This is a genomic window from Desulfothermus okinawensis JCM 13304, assembly GCF_054654515.1.
The window spans coordinates 1-21,667 of record NZ_BAAIEW010000018.1 but is presented as its reverse complement, the minus strand read 5'-3'; the positions used below and the strand labels follow the sequence as shown (position 1 = coordinate 21,667).

The window sequence follows — 21,667 nt, the reverse complement described above, 5'->3', positions numbered from 1 at the left end:
TCTTATTGAAAAAAAGGTTATTTTTCTTTTTTATATTTTTTATCTGCACAGTACAAACTACCTTTGCATCATTAGGTGATTTTACCATTTCAGATGAAGCAAAACTGGGCAAAAAATTTTACGTATATATTACAACCCACTACCCAATAGTTTATGATCCTTATATTGTAAATTATGTTAGAGGGGTTGCCAAAAGACTAAAGGCCGTTCTCCCTCCTCAACCCTTTGACATTACAGTTGATGTGATACACAATTCTCAGATAAACGCCTTTGCAGGACCAGGTGGCCATGTTTTTGTGAACACAGGCATTATAGTCCTTATGGATTCAGAGGCTGAACTGGCATCTGTCCTTGCCCATGAATTTTCCCATGTGACCCAGAGACATATTGCTGCAAATATAAAAAGACAGAAGTTCCTTACAGTTGGTAGTCTGGTGGGATTGCTTGCTGGAGCACTCATAGGTAGCTCCGTGGGCCAGGCTGTTGCCATGGGGTCCATTGCAGGGGTACAAAGTGCCATGTTAAAATTCACAAGAAAGCAGGAAAGAGAGGCAGATCAAGTGGGAATTCAATACCTTACAAAGGCAGGATATCCCCCTTCATCAATGGTAAAGGCATTTTTAAAGTTAAAGAAACAAAAGACCCTGTCTGGAGAGAACAATGTCCCTCCATATTTTTTGACCCATCCAGGAATAGAGGAAAGGATATCTTATTTGGAACAAATGGAGAAGTTCTTTCCTGTAAAAGGGAAAAAAGTATCAAATAGACAATTTGAAGAAATAAAAACTTTGGTCCTGGCCCACTATACTGACCCAGATTTGGCCCTGGATCTTTCTTCTAATTTAAGAAACATATGCGGCAGAAGATTGGTCAGGGCATTTGTTTTGCTAAAAAAAAATATGATACAGGAGGCGGAGAAATTAATTGCAAATGATATATGTCAAAATAAACTAAAGTTTTGGTACAGGGAAAAGGGAAGATTTTATTTTAATTTAGGCAAAATGGATCTTGCCCTGAAATATTTGAATAAAGCCATAGACGTGGATCATAATGACTATTATGCACTTTATTTTAGGGCAAGGATCTACGCAGATAAGGGAATGGCCAAATTGGCCATTGATGATTTGACCAGGATATTAGAATACGTTCCCCATGATAGTGAAATACATACAATTTTAGGTAGAGTTATGGGAAGATATATATCCCCCTTTTATGGGTATATACATTATGCTTATGCAGCCCTATACAAAGGGGATAAGGATAGAATGAATAAATATCTAGGTAGGGCAAGATTACTGGCAAAGACAGCCAAGGAAAAACAGGTGTTAAAGGAGTTTGAAAAAGAGTATAATAAGTGGAAGAAATACTGGTAAAAACTTGACACCAATTACCACTATTGGGTATTTGGTGTGAGATTAAAATCAAAGGTGCTAGGACGTTAGCTATATTTTTTTACTTTATTAAACGAGAAAGGAGTTGTTATGTTTTTTAATACTTTAGCCTTTGCAATGGCACAACCACAGGGTGGCGGAAGTGCACAAAATCCAATTATGGCCTTTATGCCCTTAATCATTTTATTTGCTATTTTCTATTTTTTACTTATTCGGCCTCAGCAAAAAAAGGCCAAACAGCATAGGCAGATGTTGGAGAGTTTGAGAAAAGGGGATCTGGTTGTCACAAGTGGGGGGCTTTATGGTCGAATAGTAGATATAGATGGAGACGAGTTGTCTTTGGAGGTTGCAAATAAGGTGGTTGTTAAGGTCAATCGAAACTATATTTCAGCACTGGTGTCAAACCGCAGGTCTCCTGAAAAGGACCAAAACAAGAAATAGAGGAATAAAAAATGTTGGGAAATTTAAGGGTGCGAGTGATTGTTGCGTCTATTGTGTTGGGTTTTGGAATTTTGTTTGCCCTGCCCTCATTTGTGTCAAAAGATTCTACCCTTGCCAAATTCCTCCCTAAAAATAGGGTAAAGCTTGGTTTGGATCTCCAGGGCGGTATCAATTTAGTCTTGGGGATTGACATGGATAAGGCCATTTCAAATGCCCTGGAACAAATAGGAGAAGATATTAGGGCTGAGGCCAGGAAAAAGGGGGCTATAATTATTCGTCCCAGGGTTATTGGAAAAGATAGGCTATCCTTTTATTTGGTGGATAGTAGTAAATCTCAGATAGTAGATGATATTATTAAAAGATACTTTAATTCTCAGATTACTGTCCTAAAAATTGACGAAATAAAAGGGAGAAAAAAATATTTATTTGCCTTAAAAGAGGAGTATAAAAAGAAGTTAAAGGACTTAACCCTTGACCAGGTATTAAAGGTAATTAGAAACAGGATTGACCAGTTTGGAGTTGTTGAGCCAGATATCAGAAAGCTGGAAAATTACAGGATTCAGGTGCAATTACCAGGGATTGAAGATGCCAATCGTGCAATAGATATAATCAAGAAGACAGCACACTTGGAATTTAAGCTGGTTGATGATGATGTAAGTAAAGAGCAGATAGAAAAAGGAGATATCCCAGTAGATGATGAGGTGTTATATTTGTATCGAAGGAGGGTAGATGGTTCTTATGCAAAAGAGCCCATTGTGGTAAAAAAACAGGCAGTCTTAACAGGAGACTATATTACAGATGCCTCTGTTGCATTTGATCAATTCAATCAACCTTACGTTACCCTTAGTTTTAATCGACAAGGGGCACGTATATTTGAACGGGTTACTGGGGAAAATGTAAATAAGCGGTTGGCCATTATCCTTGATAATAAGGTCTATTCTGCCCCAGTGATCAGAGAGAAGATTAGTGGAGGACGAGCATCCATAACTGGTCGGTTTACTTTAGATGAGGCCCATGATTTGGCAATAGTATTAAGGGCAGGATCTCTACCAGCGCCTGTATCTGTGCTCCATGAATCTTCTGTTGGTCCATCACTTGGAGAACAGTCAATAAGACAGGGTCTTACCTCCATACTCACGGGAGGTGGTTTGGTATTTATTTTCACCATTATTTACTATGGAGTGGGAGGCCTAATAGTTGATATCTTACTGGTTTTAAATCTCATATTGGTAATAGCAGTGCTGGCAGGTTTTGGCGCCACCCTCACTATGCCGGGTATTGCGGGACTTATTCTTTTAATTGGTACTGCTGTTGATGCCAGTGTACTTATATTTGAGAGGATAAGGGAAGAGCTGAGAAAGGGGCTTTCTGCGCAAAAGGCTGTGGAAATTGGATTTTCCAGATCAACTTTGACTATTGTTGATGCCAACTTAACCACCATACTTGCAGCTATAATATTATATCAGTTTGGTAGTGGCCCTGTAAGGGGTTTTGCTGTGACTTTGTCTGTTGGTACTTTTGCGTCCATGTTTACAGCTATCTATGTGTCAAAAATATTTTTTGCCTTGTGGCTTAAAAGGGTAAAACAGGGTGCCAAATTTAAACTATAAATATTGGGGGACATATATACCATGGGTATAGAGTTAATTAAGCCAGATACTAATATAGATTTTATGGGAAAGAGAAAGCTGGCTGCTTTTTTGTCTATTTCTCTGATTTTGATAGGACTTATTAGTATCCTTATAAAAGGCGGTTTAAACTATGGAATTGACTTTGCTGGTGGAATCAATATCCAGGTAAAATTTAAAAAACAAGTGGATGTAAAAAAGATAAAACAAGCCTTAAAGAGTGTTAATTTAAAAGGACTTAGGATCCAGAGATTTGGTCAATCTGACTTAAATCAATATTTACTTAGGGCAGGGGCATCAAACGATCAACCTGAGATGATAAGGAGCAGGGTGGCAGATGCCTTGAAAAAATTACAGGTTCCTTTTGAGATTCAGCGTCTTGAGATGGTGGGCCCGAAAATTGGCTCAGAACTAAAAAATAAGGCTTTGGAGGCGTTGTTTTATGCGGTTTTGTTGATATCAATATATATCTCAGGGAGATTTGAGCAAAAGTGGGGTACTGCTGCCATTATGGCAATAGCGCTATCAGCAGGTGTCTATGTGTTAAAACTCATTAATATGCCCATAACAATTTTGATTATTGCAGCTATATTTATCACACTGGTTTTATGCTGGTATTTAAAGCTAAATTATGCCCTGGGAGCAGTGGTTGCACTCATACATGATGTTACGATAACTGTTGGCTTTTTCTCTCTATTTAATAGAGAATTTGATCTAACAGTAGTAGCAGGTCTTTTAACCATAATTGGGTATTCCCTAAACGATACAATAGTTATTTTTGATAGGATTAGGGAAAATTTAAGGGGTCCAAAAAAGAAAAAGCCTCTGTTTGATGTCATTAATGAAGCGATAAATCAAACACTTAGTAGGACACTCCTCACATCAGGTACCACTTTGCTAGTAGTAGCTGCAATGTTATTTTTGGGTGGAGGAGTAATCTTTAATTTTGCCCTATCCCTATTTATTGGTATAATAGTTGGTACCTATTCATCTATTTATATTGCGGGTTCCATTCTACTTGGAATCGGACCTACCCCTGAAAAAGAACCAGAAAAAGTCCATCAACCTGCGTAACAAAAAAGAGGGGGAAAAATTCCCTCTCTTTTTATTTTCCTGTCCTTTTTATTATTATCTTAGCCAGTGGATGTGCATTTAAGGGAATTATATATGAAATCCAGCGTACCTGAAATTTTATCTCCAGCAGGTGATAAAGAGAGTTTTTTTGCTGCAATATCTGCTGGTGCGAATGCTGTTTATGTGGGGCTTAAAGAGTTTTCAGCAAGGGCAAAGGCAACAAATTTTGAAATCAAAGAACTAATAACCCTCAGGGAATTTGCAAACTCCAAAGGAGTTAAGCTCTATATAGCCCTAAATTCCCTAATAAGGGAAGATGAATTATCTAAGGTCCTTGGATATCTAATTCTTCTACAAAGGTATGTAAAGCCAGATGCGCTGATTTTGCAGGATCCAGGCCTTTTAAATATTATAAACAAAGATTTTGATTTTGAGATTCATATCTCAACACTTGCAAATGTATCTTTGGGTTCTAGTTTTGGAACTTTAAGCAAACTAGGTGTAACACGAGTGGTGCTGCCCAGGGAACTCACCATAGATGAGATAAAATATCTATCCCAGTGTTGTGGTAATATTGGTTTGGAGGTGTTTGTCCACGGTGCCCTTTGTTATGGTGTGTCGGGGAGGTGTTATTGGTCTGGAATGATGGGTGGTAAGATGGGCCTTAGAGGTGAATGTGTTCAGCCGTGTAGGAGGACATACAGGTTTAAGGACACCAAAGAAAAGTATTTTTCTTGTAGGGACCTTGGGTTGGATGTCCTGATTAAGGTACTCTTGAAAATACCCCAAGTTGTGAGTTTTAAGATTGAAGGCAGAAAAAAAGGTCCCCACTATGTCTACTATGTGACAAAGGCCTATAAGGTCTTAAGGGATAACCCAAATGACACTAAGGCCAAGAAATTAGCAATGGACCTGCTGGATATGAGTCTTGGAAGACCTACAACTCACTACTTCTTTTTAACTCATAGAAAGTATAATCCCATTGAATTGGACAGGGAATCAGCCTCTGGGCTAAAAATTGGAACAACTTCTAAGTCACGGTCTAGGGTTTATATAAGACCCAAAATTGATCTTCTACCTGGAGATAGGTTGAGGATCTCCTATGAAAAAACCAGGGGACATAATCTCGTTCGGGTTAACACGTTTGTAAAAAAAGGGAAAAAGTTTTATTTAAATAGATCTGACATAGCTAAACCGGTCTTCTTAATAGATAGAAGGGAATCTGATTTGGTGAGGGAGATAAACAGACTGAAAGGTGAGTGGTCAAACTTTTCAAAGGGTTCTGTTAGGCATAAAGTCCGTGAAAACAAATTGGGACCCATGAAATTAATATCTTATCCAAAAAATAAAAGGTCAAATTATCCTACTACCCATCTTGTTATTAACACTTCTTCCTCTTTCATGAGAAGAGATAGGGCAAGATCTTTTGGTTTATGGATATATAATCCAAATATAGATCCAGTGTCCTTGTCAAGGAATACATGGATATTTTTAGATCCTGTTATATGGCCAGAAGATGAAAAGAAATGGAAAAATCAGATAGATAAACTGGTTTCAATGGGTTTTAAATTTTTTATTTTAAATTCCCTGCATCACGTTGGATTGGTATCCTTAAATTCAATACATGCCTGGTTAGGACCCTTTGCCAACATAACAAATAGTGAGGGAGTATATTTGGCAGCAAATATGGGATTTAAAGGAGTTGTTGTATCTCCTGAAGTAAAGGAACTGAATATGTTGCAGGAAATAGTAAAACATTCACCCCTTCCTCTTGGAGTTTTTATAAAGGGACTTTGGCCTTATACAATATCTCGGACAAAGCACCAAAATATCCCACTCAAGAAATATATTTACAGTCCGAGAAAAGAACCAATGTGGTTGGATAAGTTTTATAGGAACTATTATTTATTCCCAAAGAAAGAAATTAGCTTAATCCCTAAGTTGGATCAATTAAAACAATTGGGATTTAAGTTATTTTTAGAGTTTTCAATAAATATGTTGTAGTCCTTTCTTTAATAAATTTCTTTTCAATTAATCTTTTATCCCTTGAATCTATTTTTTTGATAGGCTACCTTATCTCGAAAATATAAGTTCAGTAAGATGATTTAATTATTTGGGGAATCGTTATGTATAAAAACAGAAGTTTTTTTAAGTATCTAAAATGGATTTACATCTGGTCTCCCATATTTATTGGAATAATAATTATAACAGGAATTCTGATTAGCTATAATCTAAGTTTAAAATCTCTGTACAAGGAGTGGAGGCAAACTATAATTTCCCAGTATAAATTTATAATAAAGAGGCAAGTGAATAGTGTCACTGATATGATGGAATATGAGAGAAGAGGAACATATAAAAGGCTCAACAATATTTTAAAACAGCGCAGTAACGAGATCTATTTTCTGATAAATGATCTATATGAAGTAAATAAATCCAGAATGAGCAAAGATGAAATTTTAAAGGTAGCCATTGATACTTTGATAACTGAGGCAAGAGATAGAGGTTATGGTAATATCTGTCTTACAAAGATTAATGAGAAAAGTGTAATATGTAATACCAGTTCAAATGAAATGATTGGTAACCTGCCATATCTGATGAAATTTATTAAAACTAAAGGAGAAGGGATTTTTAAGTCAAATGTAAAAGATAATAAAGTTACTTATGTTAAGTTGTTTAAGCCATTAGATGTTGTCATAGTAGTGTCATATGATCTAAGGGAATTGGAGGGACAGTTAAAAAAAGAGATATTAGACAGGGTGTCTTATGTTAAGTTTGGAAAAGATGGATATATTTTCATTCTTGATTCAAAAGGTATAGTATTGGCCCACAGAAATAAAAAATTTATAGGCAAAAATTTATCGAACCTCAATAAAGTAAATGGTCCAGAGATTTTGGAGAAATTTTTAAGGTTAGTTAAAGATAATGGCGGGGGTTATACAAGATATGTCTGGGAAAAACCGTCCAGTGGACAACCCTCTGAAAAGATTTCATATGTGATAGAATATAAACCTTGGAAATGGATCATTGGGACTGGTGTATATTTAGACGATATGGCGGGGATGTTTGATCTTTTTAAATCTAGATTAAATGGTTTTACAAAAAACAATCTGATTTTAAGTTTGATGCTATTAATACTTATCTTATCCATATTTTGGTTTATTTTTAGATCGCTTATGCTTTCTAGTATAAAGGATATTGAAAAATTGACTTCTTTTTTCAAAAAGTCTGAAACAGAGGACGTATTGGTGGACATTGACAGGTTAAATTTTTCAGAATTCAAGAGTTTGGCAGTGCATGTGAATCGGATGCTTGCAAAAAAAATAGAGGTTCAAGACAGATTAATTAAAGAGAAGGAACAATTAGATATAAGTGAACAGAGATACAAAACTTTAATTTACGATGTCATGGATTCTTCCAATGTTGGTTTATTAATCCTGGACAAAAATTTTAAAATAGTTTGGGTTAATAAGGCATTGGAAAAAATATTTTCCATAAAAAGGGAAGACGTGATAGGGAAGGATAAGGTCCAGTTAATAGAGGAAAAGATCGCGATTTTTTTTGAGGATCCTGATGAATTTAAAAATAGGGTTATTTCATGTTATAAGAATAATACATACATAGAAAATTTTGTTTGTCACATGCTTCCTGCTGAAGGAAGATATGAAAGGTGGTTGGAGCATTGGAGTTGTCCAATTAAAAGTGGTCTTTATAAAGGGGGAAGAGTAGAACACTACACTGATATTACAGATAAAGTAAAGGCCTTTTCTGCCCTGGAAGAATCTGAGAATAAGTTGAGATCTCTATTTAATGCAATGACAGATATGATTCTTGAGATAGACAAAAATGGGAGATACATTTACGTAATTGTTCCAGAAAAGGAAAACCCAATAGGAAGGTGCAAGGATGAACTCCTTGGGAAAACCATTTTTGACGTTTTGCCTAGGAATATTGCTCATAGACGGATGGAATTGATTTTATGGTCTTTGGAAAAAAACAGAGTGGCAACCCATGAATACTCTCTCAAAATAGATGGAAAAGAAAAATTTTTTGAAGCCAGGATATCTCCAAAAACAAATAATTCTGTTTTAGTGGTTTCAAGGGATATAACTGAAAAGAAGAAGATGGAATTGGACCTGTTGGATAGAGAAGAAAATTTAAGAATTACTTTAAATTCAATTGCAGAGGGAGTTATTGTAACAAATACTGAAGGGAATATTATCAGGGTAAATCCCAGTTGTGAAAGGTTTTTAAATCTGAAAAAAGAAGATCTTGTTGGTAAAAACATAAAAGAGATAATTAGTTTAAGAGGCTATTACTCAAAAGAGCCTTTAGTAGATCCTGTTTCTATGGCATTTAAGGAAAATAGAGAAGTTTCATATGAAGAAACTGTGGTAATGGAGACAAAGCATAAAATCAATATTCCAGTTGATATTACAGCTTCTCCAATTAGAGATGCATCCTCTCCTGAAATAATTAGAGGTGTAGTAATAGTTTTTAATGATATTACAGACAAGATAAAAAGAGAGATAGATAGGCTTAATGTGGAGAAAATGAGATCCATAAGCGTTCTTGCTGGAGGAATAGCCCATGACTTTAATAACATGCTTACAGGAATTTTTGGTAATATTGAATTGGCAAAGTTAAGACTTCCCAAAGATTCTCCAGCAAATGAAAGACTTAAGACCTCTATGGCCATGTTGGAAAAGGCCAGGGGGCTCACTTCCCAACTCCTTACCTTTGCAAAGGGAGGTGATCCTGTTCTAGAGCCAATGGATGTAAAGGCCACTATAAAGGAAGCGGTTAAATTCCATTTAACAGGAAGCAATGTAAAACCTGTGTTTGATATAGATTCTGACCTATGGGTTTTAAGAGGAGATAAGAGTCAAATAGTGCAAGCAATTTCTAATATTGTTATAAATGCAAAAGAGGCCATGCCAAATGGAGGGAATTTGTATGTGGAGGTGAAGAATGTAACTGACAAGTTCCATACTTACTATTCACATATTAAGATAGCTATCAGAGATGAAGGAATAGGAATTCCTAAAAAATATTTAAACAGAATCTTTGATCCCTATTTTACCACCAAACAAATGGGCAGTGGGCTGGGTCTATCAATTGTATTTAGTATAGTAAAAAGACATAAAGGGCATATTGAAGTCCAATCAACTCCAGGAGAGGGGTCTACCTTTATTATATATTTGCCTGCCCTGAAGAAGGCAAAAGTATTAAAGAAAGATCAATATGTTGAGTCGAAAGGTATTGAGAAAATAACTGGAAGGGTGCTTATAATGGACGATGAAGAGACCATTGCTGATCTGTGTAAAGTAGCGCTTGAAGATATGGGACTCTCAGTTGATGTTTGTGGATGTGGAGAAGATGCTGTTTCTTTATATGAAGAGGCCCTAAAAAAGGGAGAAAAATTTGATTTAGTGATAATGGATTTGACAATTCCAGGTGGTATGGGTGGCAAAGATGCAATAAAAAGGCTGCTTGAAATGGATCCCAATGTAAGGGCCATTGTCTCTAGTGGATATTCAAACGATCCAGTGATGAATAGTTTTTCTAAGCATGGGTTTATGGGCAGATTGGTGAAACCATTTAAAATAGATGATTTAAAAAAAGAGGTGGTGCGTATCTTGACCTAAGTTTATCATTTCACAAACTTGGGTTAACGAAACTCTCCTAGTCCTCGATTTTTTATAATTTTATCTAAATTTTGTTCTGCATCAGATGGCCTTAAATATAAGGGATGAGGGATTTTCGTGGAGACGGTTGTGTTTTCAGAGTACTTGGCAAGTGAGTCAAGGGATGGTCTGTCAAACACATCATCCAGAATTTTTATGTGAGGTCCTTTAAATAAGTCAGGGGATTTCCTGACTCCACTACCAAGGACTTTTATATTGTCATGGATACTTATAATATCCTTTATTTGGTCAGAATTTATCACCTTTAAGTCTGTTATTGAGGAAATTGGCTCTGGCCCTACAAAGCCCTGCACATTGAATAGATCTATTTTTGCATATTGAACCACAAAGATTGTGCCTTCAATAAATCTAAATCCATTAAAAGCAAGGAGTTCAATGTAGTTTATGGGACCAATTGGTATATTCCTGGTGATTGATATTGAAGAGACAATAGATAAGGATATTCTAAGGCCAGTAAAAGAGCCAGGACCTATTACACATGCGATTTTTTCTATTTCTTCTATGTGTGAATTGGCCAGCTCAAGACACTGTTGTATCATTTTTGGAATCAAAACAATACCTTTTTTATTTGATTTTGTTTCAATACCACATATAAGTTCACCATATTCTGCCACAGCTATCTGAATCCACTCTTCTGCTGAATTTACACACAGGGTATATTTTTTTTTCATTATTTAATATTTGATCCAATTATTCTGTGTATGTCGTTGTATACAGCTAACATCATAAGAGAAATTAAAATAGTAAGGCCAATTTTAATGGCAATTTCCCTAACCCTTGGACTGAGGGGTCTTTTCATTACAATCTCCAGAGAACAAAATAAGATGTGTCCACCATCAAGCACTGGGATGGGAAGGAGATTTAAGAGACCCAGATTGATACTGATTAATGCTGTTAATGCCAGCAGGTCAAATATTCCTGCCTTTGCCTGTTGAGAGACCAGCTGGGCTATCATAATTGGTCCCCCAATATTTTCTACAGGAACCACCCTTTCAATTAGCTTAATAATTCCCTCAACTGTTAGTTTGGTGACCACCCAGGTCTGTTTAAAAGAAAGTAGCAGAGCATCTTTGGCACCGAGCTGTATGTGGACCCATTTATTGGCAGCTATTATCCCAATCCTGTTTACTTTTATTTCTTCTCCAAATATATTTTTTGTCTTTTCCACTCTAGGGGTTATTTCAAATACTTTAATTTTATTATCCCTTTTGATCTTAAATCTTAAGGGGAATTTTTTTTCATTTGATACAGCGCTTACTATCTCATGCCAATAAGTTATTTTATGGCCGTTTATTTCAATTATTTTATCTCCCTTTTTAAGACCAGCAACTTTGGCAGGAGATCTGTCCACAACACCACCAATCTCGTTTGTTAGCATCTGCTGACCAACATTTATAAATACAAAAAAATATAAGATCCAGGCAAGCAATAGATTAAATATAGGACCAGCACCAACAACCAACATCCTTTGAATGGGTGGTCTCTTTGAAAAGTCTTCTTCTTCAGAAAATCTGGGGTCATAGTCATCATCTTCCTCTCCAAATAGCTTTACATACCCTCCCAAAGGGATTGCTGATAGTATCATGTCTGTTCTGTTTAGCCTAAATCCCCAGATCTTCGGACCAAATCCCAGGGAAAAGGTTTTTACCCCAACACCCAAGGCCTTTGCCACTAAAAAGTGACCCAATTCATGGAAGAATATCAAAAGTCCCAGGACAAATACTATGGCCAGTATACTCGTCATCTTGCGCTCATCTCCTTTAAAAGGGATTGTGCCAATGTCCTTGTGGAGACATCAATCTCTAAAATGTCCTCTAACTCTTCTATTTTACGGGGTCTGTGGTTATCTAACACCATTTTGTTTAAGGTAACTATGTCCAGGAATTTTATCCTGTTAGACAAAAATGCATCAACAGCAACTTCATTTGAGGCATTTAGGGCTATGACAAAACTCTGTCCTCCCCTCAATGCATCAGTTGCTAGCCTTAGCATGGGAAACATTTTTGTATCAGGCCTAAAGAAGCTTAAATTACCAATCTCAAAAAGGTCCAATCTGTCCCAAAGCAATTCCATCCTTTTTGGAAAATTCAGGCAATATGCAATGGGTAGCCTCATATCTGGAATTCCCATTTGCGCAATTATTGATCTGTCACAAAATTCAACCATAGAATGGATTATGCTTTCCCTGTGGATGGCAACCTCAATTTTGTCTAAATTCATGCCATATAAGTAATAGGCCTCAATTACTTCCAGGCCTTTGTTCATAAGTGTTGCTGAGTCAATTGTGATTTTAGGTCCCATGGACCAATTGGGATGGTTTAGGGCCATTTCCCTGGTAACATGTTCTAGAAAACCTTTGTCCTTTCCAAAAAAAGGCCCTCCTGAGGCTGTTAGAATTATTTTGTGTACCTCTGTTTTATTTCTACCTTCCATTATCTGAAAAATTGCATTGTGCTCAGAATCTATTGGCAGGATAGATGCACCAGTTTTTTTGCACAATTTTTTTATTATTGGACCAGCCAGCACAAGGGATTCCTTGTTTGCAAGGGCAACTACCTTTCCCCGTTCTATAGCCTTTATTGTGGGTGCAAGACCAGCTGCACCACCCTGGGCCTGCACAATCATGTGGGCTTCATCCAGGGTGGCGAGTTCATTATACCCTTGTATCCCTGTAAGTATTTCAGGTGAGTAGTCTGATGGCAGAAGTTCTTTTAATGGGCCTATTAAATCCTCGTACTTTACGCAAAGATATGTGGGCCTGAATTTTTTTGCCTGATCAGCCAGCCTGTGGATATTTTCTCCAGCACCGAGTCCTATGACTGAAAATTTATCCCTCTTATCTCCAATTACCTCTAGGGTGCTAACACCAATAGAGCCTGTGCTGCCTAAAATGGAAATTTTTCTTTTTTCTGGTAGATTATATGCTTTGTCCAGAGAAGATATGTATTCCATTGTCCTTACGTGCTTTTTGTTGAAAAGTTATTAAACTGTTAGAAAATATTTGCTGAAAATCAGATAAATGGGACATACAAATAAGAGACTGTCTATGCGATCCAAAATTCCACCATGTCCAGGTAAGATGAATCCTGAATCTTTTATTTTTAGATAGCGCTTTAGAGCTGACTCAAATAGGTCTCCAAGTTGTGCTCCAAGGTTTAGAAGTGTACCTAAAATTAGAATTTGATACCAGGACATTGAGAAAAATATTTCCCCATAAATGAAAGAAAATAATAAGCAACCCAAAAGACTTCCAAATGATCCCATCCATGTCTTTTTAGGACTTACCCTGGGCCACAGCTTTCTCTTCCCAAAGAGCCTCCCAGAATAATATGCACATGTATCAGATATAATGGCTATGCCCAGAATGAACACTATTTCTTTTCTTGGGACAGAGTTGAAGAATTGTAAAATATATGGGATATAAACAATGCCTAGAAAGATTAGTTGAATATCCATCCACGATATAGAACGAGGATGTGACTGTGTATCTGTACTTTTCCCCTTATCTATACCATTTTCATCATAGGTCCTCCCTATGCCATAGGAATACAGGAAGAATAAATTTAGTATCCAGAAGGAGGAAACGAGCAAAAACTCTACTGACACGTGAATAAAATTACTAAATACCATTGGTAAGGCCAAAAGGATAGACGTTATTTTTAGATTGAAGTGGTTGTTTCCCCAAAAAAGGGAGAGGAATTCAAAAAGGGCCAGTCCACTTACACAAAAGATTAAAATCTGTAAAAAAAAATTTGATCCAAAAAGGATGATCCATGCAACAACAGGTAAAACTACTAAAGTTGTTAAAATCCTTTTTTTGTGTGAATTCATATGTCTTCCTAAAATTCTAATCAAAGGCCACCAAACCTTCTGTGTCTTTTTGAGTATTCATCAAGTGCTTTACGCAGTTCCTCTTCTGTGAAATCAGGCCACAGGACAGGGGTAAAGTACAACTCAGAGTAGGCAGATTGATAGAGCAGATAATTGGAGAGGCGGATTTCCCCGCTTGTCCTGATAATTAAATCAGGATCAGGCTGAGAATTAGTATATAAGTACTCCTTAAAATTTTCTTCATCCAGGGTGTTTGGATCTATTCCCTGTTTGATGATTTTTTTTACAGCCTGTACTATCTCTTCCCTACCTGAGTAGTTTAGAGCCAGATTTAATACCATCTCTTGGCAATTACTGGTCTTTTTTAAGGTAAATTCTATAGCCTTTTTTGCGGGAAATGGAAGTTTTGTGTAATCTCCTAATATATTTAATTTTATAGATTGTTCCACAAGAGATTTATATTCCCTGTTCAAAAAATCCACAAGCAGGTCGAAGAGAAAATTCACTTCATCCTTAGGTCTTTTCCAGTTTTCCTTTGAAAAGGTATACAGGGTAAGATATTTTATATTCAGCCTTCTACACTCCTCCACTATTTTTTTTGCAGTCTTTGTGCCCTGCCTGTGCCCCTCATACCTTGGCAGACCCCGTTTTTGTGCCCATCTCCCATTTCCATCCATTATTATAGCAAGATGGGTGAGTGGAGGTCTTTTTTTGTTATCTTCCATTTATACACTTCCTAACAGGAATGAAATTTAAAAATAGCTATATTTCCATGATTTCTTTTTCTTTTTCCTTAAAAAGTTCGTCTGCCTTTTCAATATATCTATCAGTTATTTTCTGGATCTCTTCTTGACCATCATATAGGTCATCTTCTGTGATCTCTTTATTATTTTTCATCTTTTTAAGGGCTTCATTTCCTTCCCTTCTAATATTTCTTATGGCTATTTTTGCATCTTCAGTGTATTTTTTGGCCACTTTAACAAGTTCTTTTCTCCTCTCCTCTGTGAGTGGAGGGATATTTATCCTGATCATCTTACCGTCATTTACTGGAGTCAAACCCAGATCAGATTTCATTATTCCCTTTTCAACATCTCCCATAGAATTTTTGTCCCATGGTTGAATGGCAATTGTTCTGCTATCAGGGATGGAAATAGAAGCCAATTGTTTCAAAGGAGTTGGGGTGTTGTAGTAGTCAATTAAAATGTCTTCCACCAATGAGGCAGATGCCCTGCCAGTTCTGAGTTTATTAAAGTCTTTTTTTAATTTTTCAATGGCCTTTTCCATTTTGGTTTCGCAATCTTTAAATACCTTGTCCATCATACACCTCCTTTTACCACAGTTCCCACAATTTCTCCAAGAACTACCCTTTTAATGTTGTGTCGCTTGAGGAGATTGAATACCACAATGGGTAGGCCATTGTCCATACATAAAGATATGGCTGCTGAGTCCATGACCTTGAGCCCTTTTTTTAATACGTCAATGTAAGAGATTTGAGAAAATTTTTGAGCGGTTCTGTCTTTTTCTGGATCCCTGTCATAGACTCCATCAACCCTGGTGGCCTTGAGCAATGCATTTGTTTTCAGTTCCATTGCCCTAAGGGCTGCAGCTGTATCTGTTGTAAAATATGGATTCCCTGTACCTGCTGCACAAATTACTATGCGTTTTTTTTCCAGGTGTCTAAGCGCCCGTCTACGGATATATGGTTCAGCCACTTCTTGCATCCTAATGGCAGTCATAAGCCTGGTTGGCAGACCAAGGCTCTCAAGTCTATCTTGCAGCGCAAGCCCATTCATCACAGTGGCAAGCATTCCCATGTAATCTGCCTGTGCCCTGTCCATGCCTTTGGCGGATGTTGATACTCCCCTAAAAATATTTCCACCGCCAATAACCAGGGCGATTTCAACTCCCATTTTAGCCACTTCAGCTATATCATTGCAGATATTATCAATGGACGTTAGGTCAATTCCATATTTTTTTTCACCAGCAAGTGCCTCTCCACTTAGCTTTAAAAGTATTCTCTTATACATAATATTTTTCATAACCAGGACTCCATTTATTTTTGCAAAAAAAAAGGGCCTCTGAGGCCCTTTTTTTAATCCAGTTTTTCTCCTACTTCAAATCGCACAAATCTGCGAATTACTATCTTTTCTCCCAAAACAGAGACCAGTTCATTTAAAAGGTCTTGGATTGAGAGGGAATCGTCTCTAATATAAGGTTGCTCTAACAGACACACTTCTTTGTAAAATTTTTTTAATTTCCCTTCTACTATCCTTGGAATAATATTTTCTGGTTTTCCCTCCTCTTTTGCCTGATTGGTATAGATCTGTTTTTCCTTTTCTAAAACATCTTCTGGCACATCTTCTGAAGAGACATACAGGGGATTTGAGGCAGCTATTTGCATGGCCACATTTTTGGCAAATTCCTGGAATTTATCGCTTTTTGCAACAAAATCAGTTTCACAATTTATTTCAACTAACACACCTATTTTCCCATTCATGTGTATATATGATCCAATCATGCCCTCAGATGCAGTTTTTCCAGCCCTTTTCTGGGCCTTGGAAATTCCCTTTTCCCTGAGCCAGGCAAGGGCCTTTTCCTCATCTCCCCCTGACTCTTGAAGTGCCTTTTTGCAGTCCATCATTCCAGCACCTGTTTTTTCTCTTAATTCTTTGACCATCTTAGCTGTTATCTTCATTTTTATTGTCCTCCTCTTGGGTTTTTTCCATATTTTCTTCTGTTTTTTCTTCTACAACCTCTTCTCCTTTTTCCTGTCTTTCCTTCTCTGCTTCAGCTTCCAATTCCTTTCTCCTTGCAGCACCTTCAATACATGCATCAGCAATTTTTGATGTAAATAGTTTAATGGCCCTGATTGCATCGTCATTTCCAGGGATAATATAGTCAATTACATCTGGGTCGCAGTTGGTATCTGTTATTGCAACAATGGGAATTCCCAGCTTGTTAAATTCTTTTACTGCATTTTCTTCTTTTTTGGGATCCACAATAAAACCTGCCTGGGGATAACCTTCCATGTCCCTGATTCCACCAAGGGCATTTTGTAATTTTTTCAATATCCTTTCCATCCTGATGATTTCTTTTTTTGGAAACTTATTTATGGACCCATCTTCAAACATCTGTTCAAGCTCTTTCATCTTGTCTATACGCTTTTTTATTGTCTTAAAATTAGTAAGGGTCCCCCCAAGCCAACGGTGGACCACATAAAACATACCACACCGCTGGGCTTCTTCCCTGACAATGTCCTGGGCCTGTCTTTTGGTTCCCACAAAAAGGACCTTGCCGCCATTTGCAACAACATCTGAAATAAATTCATAGGCGCGTTCAAAAAGTGGAATAGTCTTTTGCAGGTCAATGATGTGGATGCCCTTCCTTGATCCAAAGATAAAGGGCTTCATTTTGGGATTCCAGCGCCTGGTCTGGTGGCCAAAGTGCACACCTGACTCCAACATCTCTTTCATTGTGATTTTTGCCATAATGCCTCCTTTGGGTTTTTCCTCCACCCAAGCAAAACCAACTCCCACTTTGCTGTTAATTTTCTGTATTCACCTAAAATTCAGGTGAAAATTCCCTGTGGGACCCAAAGGTTTGTGCTGTGGGTGTGTGTATTTTTGCACGCAAGTTGTGCCTTTTAGACGAAAAAAGGAGAGTTTGCAAGGTAAAAATTTGCCTATTGTTCTTCATTTACTACCTTGTTTATAAGTGTTCCAAGTCCTTCAATTTCTATTTGTACTTCATCTCCTACTTTTAGTTCCCCTACGCCTGGGGGCGTACCTGTTAAAATAACATCTCCAGGCAGAAGTGTCATTATTGAGGAGATAAAACTGACCAGCTCAAAAGGGTCAACTATCATATCAGATGTCTTACCTTCTTGTTTTACTTCACCATTGACTATGGTTTTTAGGGTTAAATCCTCTAGTTCTCTAAAATCTGTCTCAATCCATGGTCCAACTGGGCAAAAGGTATCAAAACCTTTGGCCCTGGTCCACTGTCCATCCTTTTGTTGCAGGTCCCTGGCAGTTACATCATTTGCGCATGTAAACCCAAAGATGTACTCTGGCGCATCTTTTGGTGATACATTTTTACACTGTTTGCCCATAACCACTGCAAGCTCCCCTTCATAGTGGACATTTTTTGACATCTTTGGATAAACAATATTTTCTCCAGTGCCAATCACTGATGATGGGGGCTTTAAAAAGAGAATTGGCTCTTCAGGTATGTCCATGCCTAGTTCCCTTGCATGGGCCTTGTAATTTAGCCCAACGCATATTATCTTTGATGGAACAACCAAGGGAAGAAGTTGAATATCTTTAAGTGGTAATGGCCCATATTGTTTTGCTTCTTTGTCTAAGGGGTAGACCTTTTGATCTGCAATGGCCCCATAAAATGCTTTGCCTCTGAAAAAAACTCTAATTAATTTCATTACAATCCCTCTTTTTTTTATTAAACTGAAATAATGACTGGTATTACAACAGGGTCCCTCTCCAAGGTTCTTCTAAAGTATCTCCTAAGGGAGTTTTTTACCTTTTTCTTTAACGTGGACTTGGAAATCTTACCTGATTTATTGTATATATCTAGTACGATGTTTTCTGCCTCTTCGAGAATATACGAATATTCTTGTTCAAATATAAAGCCCTTTGACTGTAACTTTGGACCAATTAGGACTTCGCCACTATTTCCATCCAACACCATTATGAGTATAACCATACCTTCGTCAGCGAGCAGTTGCCTTTCTTTTAAAATAGTGGTGCCAACATCTCCAACGCCTTTTCCATCCACAAGGATGGCGTTTGCTGGGAATGAGTCCTCAAATTTTATTCCATCTGAATAAAAGGTTATTGGATTTCCATCTTCTAAAATAAGGGATCTCTCTGGAGCAACTCCACACTCTATGGCCAGGTTCTTGTGTTTTACAAGGTGTCTGTATTCCCCATGGATGGGTATAAAAAATTTAGGTTTTACACTATTTAGCATAATTCTAAGCTCTTCCTTGTGGGCATGTCCAGATGCATGTACATCTTGAACCTTTTCATATAACACCTCTGCCCCAAGCTTGTACAGTTTATTTATGACCGAGGTAATTGCCTTGGTATTCCCAGGGATAAATCTAGATGACATTATAACTGTATCACCTTCATATATTCTAAGATGTCTGTGTGAGCCTTCAGCAAGGCGGGTTAAGGCAGACATGGGCTCACCCTGGGAACCAGTAACTAGGAGGACAATTTCTTCATCTTTGAGCATGCTTAAGTCTTCTAAAGGGATGAGGTACTCTTCATCTAGTTTTAGAAGCCCGAGCCTCCTGGCTATGTCTATATTGGACACCAGGCTCCTTCCGCAAACGGCCATTTTTCTATTTAAACTCTTTGTAAGTTCAAAGATCTCCTGAATTCTCTGTATATGGCTTGAAAAAAGGGTTATTAATATCCTGCCCTTTGCTGTATTAAATATCCTTTCTAAGGATGCCATTACCTCTCTCTCTGTTAGGGCAAATCCATCTAACTCTACATTTGTGGAATCTGATAAAAGAAGCATAACCCCCTTTTTTGAGAACTCAGATATGCCTTCTAGGTCTGTTGCGTGTCCACCAAGGGGATTTTGGTCAATTTTAAAATCTCCGCTATGGACAATTTTACCAACTGGTGTTTCAATGCCAAGGCAGTATCCCTGAATAATGGAATGACATACAGAAAAGAATTGAAATGACATGTCCCCAATTTGTACTGTTTGTCTGGGGGCAACTTCTCTTAATACAAGTTTGTTAGGATCTGATAGGTTGTAGTCTCTGACCTTATTTTCTATCAAAGCCAGGGTAAACTTAGATCCATAAATTGGGACATCAATATCTTGAAGTAGCCAGGGAAGTGCCCCAATGTGATCTTCATGGCCATGGGTTACAACTATTGCCTGCAATTTGTCTTTTTTGGAAATTATAAAATCCAACCTGGGGATAACAACATCAACCCCATAGTGAAAGGAATCAGGGAACATCAGTCCACAATCAATTAGCACACCTGTTTTTTCTGTTTCCAGATATAGGCAATTTAGACCAATCTCTCCAAGGCCTCCTATGGGATATATGGTTATTCTGTCTCTTTTATCCATTTAGTAAGCTCCACATATTTATTTTCCATAAAATCTTTTGTCTTATTTTTTAAATCATCCCGCTTTTTTAAAGAAAATTCCTTTGGCCATTCAATGGGTTTATGTATCCACACATATACCTTTGATGGTTTAATAAAAACAGAACCCCGTGGAAGACATTCATTGGTTCCATATATGGTGATGGGAACCATCTCCATGCCCAGTTTTATGGCCAAAATAAAAGGCCCCACTTGAAAATCCAGGAGTCTGTCTTTATAGTTGTTTCTGGTACCTTCAGGGAAGAGTAGTACAGATTCTCCCTGTTTTAAGGTGTTAACTGCATTATTTAGGTCTTTTAGTGCCTGTCTTTTGTTTTCCCTGTGTATTGGGATATGCCCTGCTGCCTTCATTCCCTGTCCAAATATAGGGATTTTAAACAGGGAATCCTTTGCAATGAATCTCGGGGAAAAATCTTTTAAAATACTCATAATTATTGGGGTATCGAGATGTGAAAAATGGTTAGAAATAAAAATATAACACCTGTCTTTCTCAGGTAGTGCACCTTTAAGTATAATATGAATTCCCGACGCCCACACTATTGACTTTGCCCAGATAAGTTCAATTTTTTTTAGTAAAGGGGATTTCTTAGAAAAAAAATTTACTATTATCACCAAAAAGGCACATGCCACACTGGATACAATTACTGTGGGAATAAAGATTAAATTTTGTAATACATTTCTTAGTCTATCCATGGTTACCAAATAAAAAACAATAATTTCAAACAAACAAAAATGTAGTTTTTTTTTTGAAAAAAAGCAACTTAAAGATAGGTGATTGGTGTCCATGAATTCAGGCTAACGTAAGGTGTGTGGGTTTTTTGATGACAAAATAGGGAATTTGGGATATAAAGATGACTACTTAACCAGTAAAATGAAAACCCTATACAATCTTTGTTGTAATAGGAGGAATTATGGAGAGAGGGTCTTTGGCAGAATTAATACAAAGTGAACTCAGTGCAGCTATATTAAATACAGATAAGGAAGCCATCAAAAGGTTCAGTATTTTACTTAGCGAAAAGATATCTAAAATAGAAGAAGTTGAATATAAACATGAAGAGACCAAATCAGATCTAAAAGTTTTAATTGAAGTAGTGAAACAGGGCTTTGATGATATGAATAGACGTTTTGATGATATAAATAAACGTTTTGATGATATGAATAAACGGTTCGAAGATATTAATGGACGTTTTGAAGATATGAATAAAAGATTTGAAGATATTAACAAGAGATTCGATATGATGTTTAAATTTATGAGTCTGGGATTTACAATGATGACAATCTTAATTGTGGTGTTTAAGTTTATTCATTGACATGTAACAAAATATTGTAATGGGAGGAATTATGGAGAGAGGGTCTCTGGCAGAATTAATACAAAGTGAACTCAGTGCAGCTATATTAAATACAGATAAGGAAGCCATCAAAAGGTTCAGTATTTTACTTAG

At 37.0% G+C, this 21,667-nt stretch carries 19 protein-coding genes; 7 read left to right on the top strand and 12 right to left on the bottom strand.

Annotated elements, in window-relative coordinates:
- Positions 1–5 precede the first annotated feature (5 nt).
- The 6 genes from ACYQ0O_RS08125 to ACYQ0O_RS08100 all read left to right on the top strand — a co-directional run bounded on the left by ACYQ0O_RS08125 (position 6) and on the right by ACYQ0O_RS08100 (position 10,179).
- Positions 6–1,373, top strand: a complete 1,368-nt coding sequence (locus ACYQ0O_RS08125) for a M48 family metalloprotease (protein WP_459891964.1) — start codon at positions 6–8, stop codon at positions 1,371–1,373.
- A 108-nt stretch (positions 1,374–1,481) separates the two neighbouring features.
- Positions 1,482–1,832, top strand: a complete 351-nt coding sequence (gene yajC, locus ACYQ0O_RS08120) for a preprotein translocase subunit YajC (RefSeq protein ID WP_459891962.1) — start codon at positions 1,482–1,484, stop codon at positions 1,830–1,832.
- A gap of 11 nt (positions 1,833–1,843) precedes the next feature.
- Positions 1,844–3,442, top strand: coding sequence for a protein translocase subunit SecD (gene secD, locus ACYQ0O_RS08115; RefSeq protein ID WP_459891960.1), 1,599 nt, complete (start codon positions 1,844–1,846; stop codon positions 3,440–3,442).
- A gap of 21 nt (positions 3,443–3,463) precedes the next feature.
- Positions 3,464–4,534: a protein translocase subunit SecF gene (secF, locus tag ACYQ0O_RS08110; RefSeq protein ID WP_459891958.1), complete on the top strand. Its 1,071-nt coding sequence runs from the start codon at positions 3,464–3,466 to the stop codon at positions 4,532–4,534.
- A 93-nt stretch (positions 4,535–4,627) separates the two neighbouring features.
- Positions 4,628–6,538 (top strand): U32 family peptidase, encoded by a 1,911-nt coding sequence (locus tag ACYQ0O_RS08105; RefSeq protein WP_459891956.1) that lies wholly within the window; start codon positions 4,628–4,630, stop codon positions 6,536–6,538.
- Between the two features lie 122 nt (positions 6,539–6,660).
- Positions 6,661–10,179, top strand: coding sequence for a cache domain-containing protein (locus ACYQ0O_RS08100; RefSeq protein WP_459891954.1), 3,519 nt, complete (start codon positions 6,661–6,663; stop codon positions 10,177–10,179).
- 23 nt (positions 10,180–10,202) lie between these two features.
- Here ACYQ0O_RS08100 and tsaB read toward each other — a convergent pair whose 3' ends face one another.
- The 12 genes from tsaB to ACYQ0O_RS08040 form a co-directional block, all read right to left on the bottom strand.
- Positions 10,203–10,910, bottom strand: coding sequence for a tRNA (adenosine(37)-N6)-threonylcarbamoyltransferase complex dimerization subunit type 1 TsaB (tsaB, locus tag ACYQ0O_RS08095; RefSeq protein WP_459891952.1), 708 nt, complete (start codon positions 10,908–10,910; stop codon positions 10,203–10,205).
- Positions 10,910–11,983, bottom strand: a complete 1,074-nt coding sequence (rseP, locus tag ACYQ0O_RS08090) for an RIP metalloprotease RseP (RefSeq protein WP_459891950.1) — start codon at positions 11,981–11,983, stop codon at positions 10,910–10,912. The genes tsaB and rseP overlap by 1 nt, the downstream gene beginning before the upstream one ends.
- The gene (locus ACYQ0O_RS08085; protein WP_459891948.1) at positions 11,980–13,191 is read right to left on the bottom strand and encodes a 1-deoxy-D-xylulose-5-phosphate reductoisomerase; all 1,212 of its coding nucleotides are present in this window, start codon (positions 13,189–13,191) and stop codon (positions 11,980–11,982) included. Before ACYQ0O_RS08085 ends, rseP begins: the two co-directional genes overlap by 4 nt.
- A 30-nt stretch (positions 13,192–13,221) precedes the next feature.
- Positions 13,222–14,070 (bottom strand): phosphatidate cytidylyltransferase, encoded by an 849-nt coding sequence (locus ACYQ0O_RS08080; protein WP_459891946.1) that lies wholly within the window; start codon positions 14,068–14,070, stop codon positions 13,222–13,224.
- Positions 14,071–14,090: 20 nt separating this feature from the next.
- On the bottom strand, positions 14,091–14,795 hold the full coding sequence (gene uppS, locus ACYQ0O_RS08075) for an undecaprenyl pyrophosphate synthase (RefSeq protein WP_459891944.1): 705 nt from the start codon (positions 14,793–14,795) through the stop codon (positions 14,091–14,093).
- Between the two features lie 37 nt (positions 14,796–14,832).
- Positions 14,833–15,387: a ribosome recycling factor gene (frr, locus tag ACYQ0O_RS08070; RefSeq protein WP_459891942.1), complete on the bottom strand. Its 555-nt coding sequence runs from the start codon at positions 15,385–15,387 to the stop codon at positions 14,833–14,835.
- Positions 15,387–16,109: a UMP kinase gene (pyrH, locus tag ACYQ0O_RS08065; RefSeq protein ID WP_459891940.1), complete on the bottom strand. Its 723-nt coding sequence runs from the start codon at positions 16,107–16,109 to the stop codon at positions 15,387–15,389. Before pyrH ends, frr begins: the two co-directional genes overlap by 1 nt.
- A 53-nt stretch (positions 16,110–16,162) precedes the next feature.
- The gene (gene tsf / locus ACYQ0O_RS08060; RefSeq protein ID WP_459891938.1) at positions 16,163–16,765 is read right to left on the bottom strand and encodes a translation elongation factor Ts; all 603 of its coding nucleotides are present in this window, start codon (positions 16,763–16,765) and stop codon (positions 16,163–16,165) included.
- Positions 16,749–17,558 carry a 30S ribosomal protein S2 gene (rpsB, locus tag ACYQ0O_RS08055; RefSeq protein ID WP_459891936.1) on the bottom strand — a complete coding sequence of 270 codons (810 nt, stop codon included), beginning with the start codon at positions 17,556–17,558 and terminating at the stop codon, positions 16,749–16,751. The genes tsf and rpsB overlap by 17 nt, the downstream gene beginning before the upstream one ends.
- 194 nt (positions 17,559–17,752) lie before the next feature.
- Positions 17,753–18,505 (bottom strand): fumarylacetoacetate hydrolase family protein, encoded by a 753-nt coding sequence (locus tag ACYQ0O_RS08050; RefSeq protein WP_459891934.1) that lies wholly within the window; start codon positions 18,503–18,505, stop codon positions 17,753–17,755.
- Positions 18,506–18,525: 20 nt separating this feature from the next.
- Positions 18,526–20,187: a ribonuclease J gene (locus ACYQ0O_RS08045; protein ID WP_459891932.1), complete on the bottom strand. Its 1,662-nt coding sequence runs from the start codon at positions 20,185–20,187 to the stop codon at positions 18,526–18,528.
- On the bottom strand, positions 20,166–20,918 hold the full coding sequence (locus ACYQ0O_RS08040; RefSeq protein WP_459891930.1) for a lysophospholipid acyltransferase family protein: 753 nt from the start codon (positions 20,916–20,918) through the stop codon (positions 20,166–20,168). Before ACYQ0O_RS08040 ends, ACYQ0O_RS08045 begins: the two co-directional genes overlap by 22 nt.
- A 218-nt stretch (positions 20,919–21,136) precedes the next feature.
- Between ACYQ0O_RS08040 and ACYQ0O_RS08035 the strand changes: the two genes are divergently transcribed.
- Positions 21,137–21,535 (top strand): GSKIP domain-containing protein, encoded by a 399-nt coding sequence (locus ACYQ0O_RS08035; protein WP_162507723.1) that lies wholly within the window; start codon positions 21,137–21,139, stop codon positions 21,533–21,535.
- The last annotated feature ends 132 nt before the right edge of the window (positions 21,536–21,667 follow it).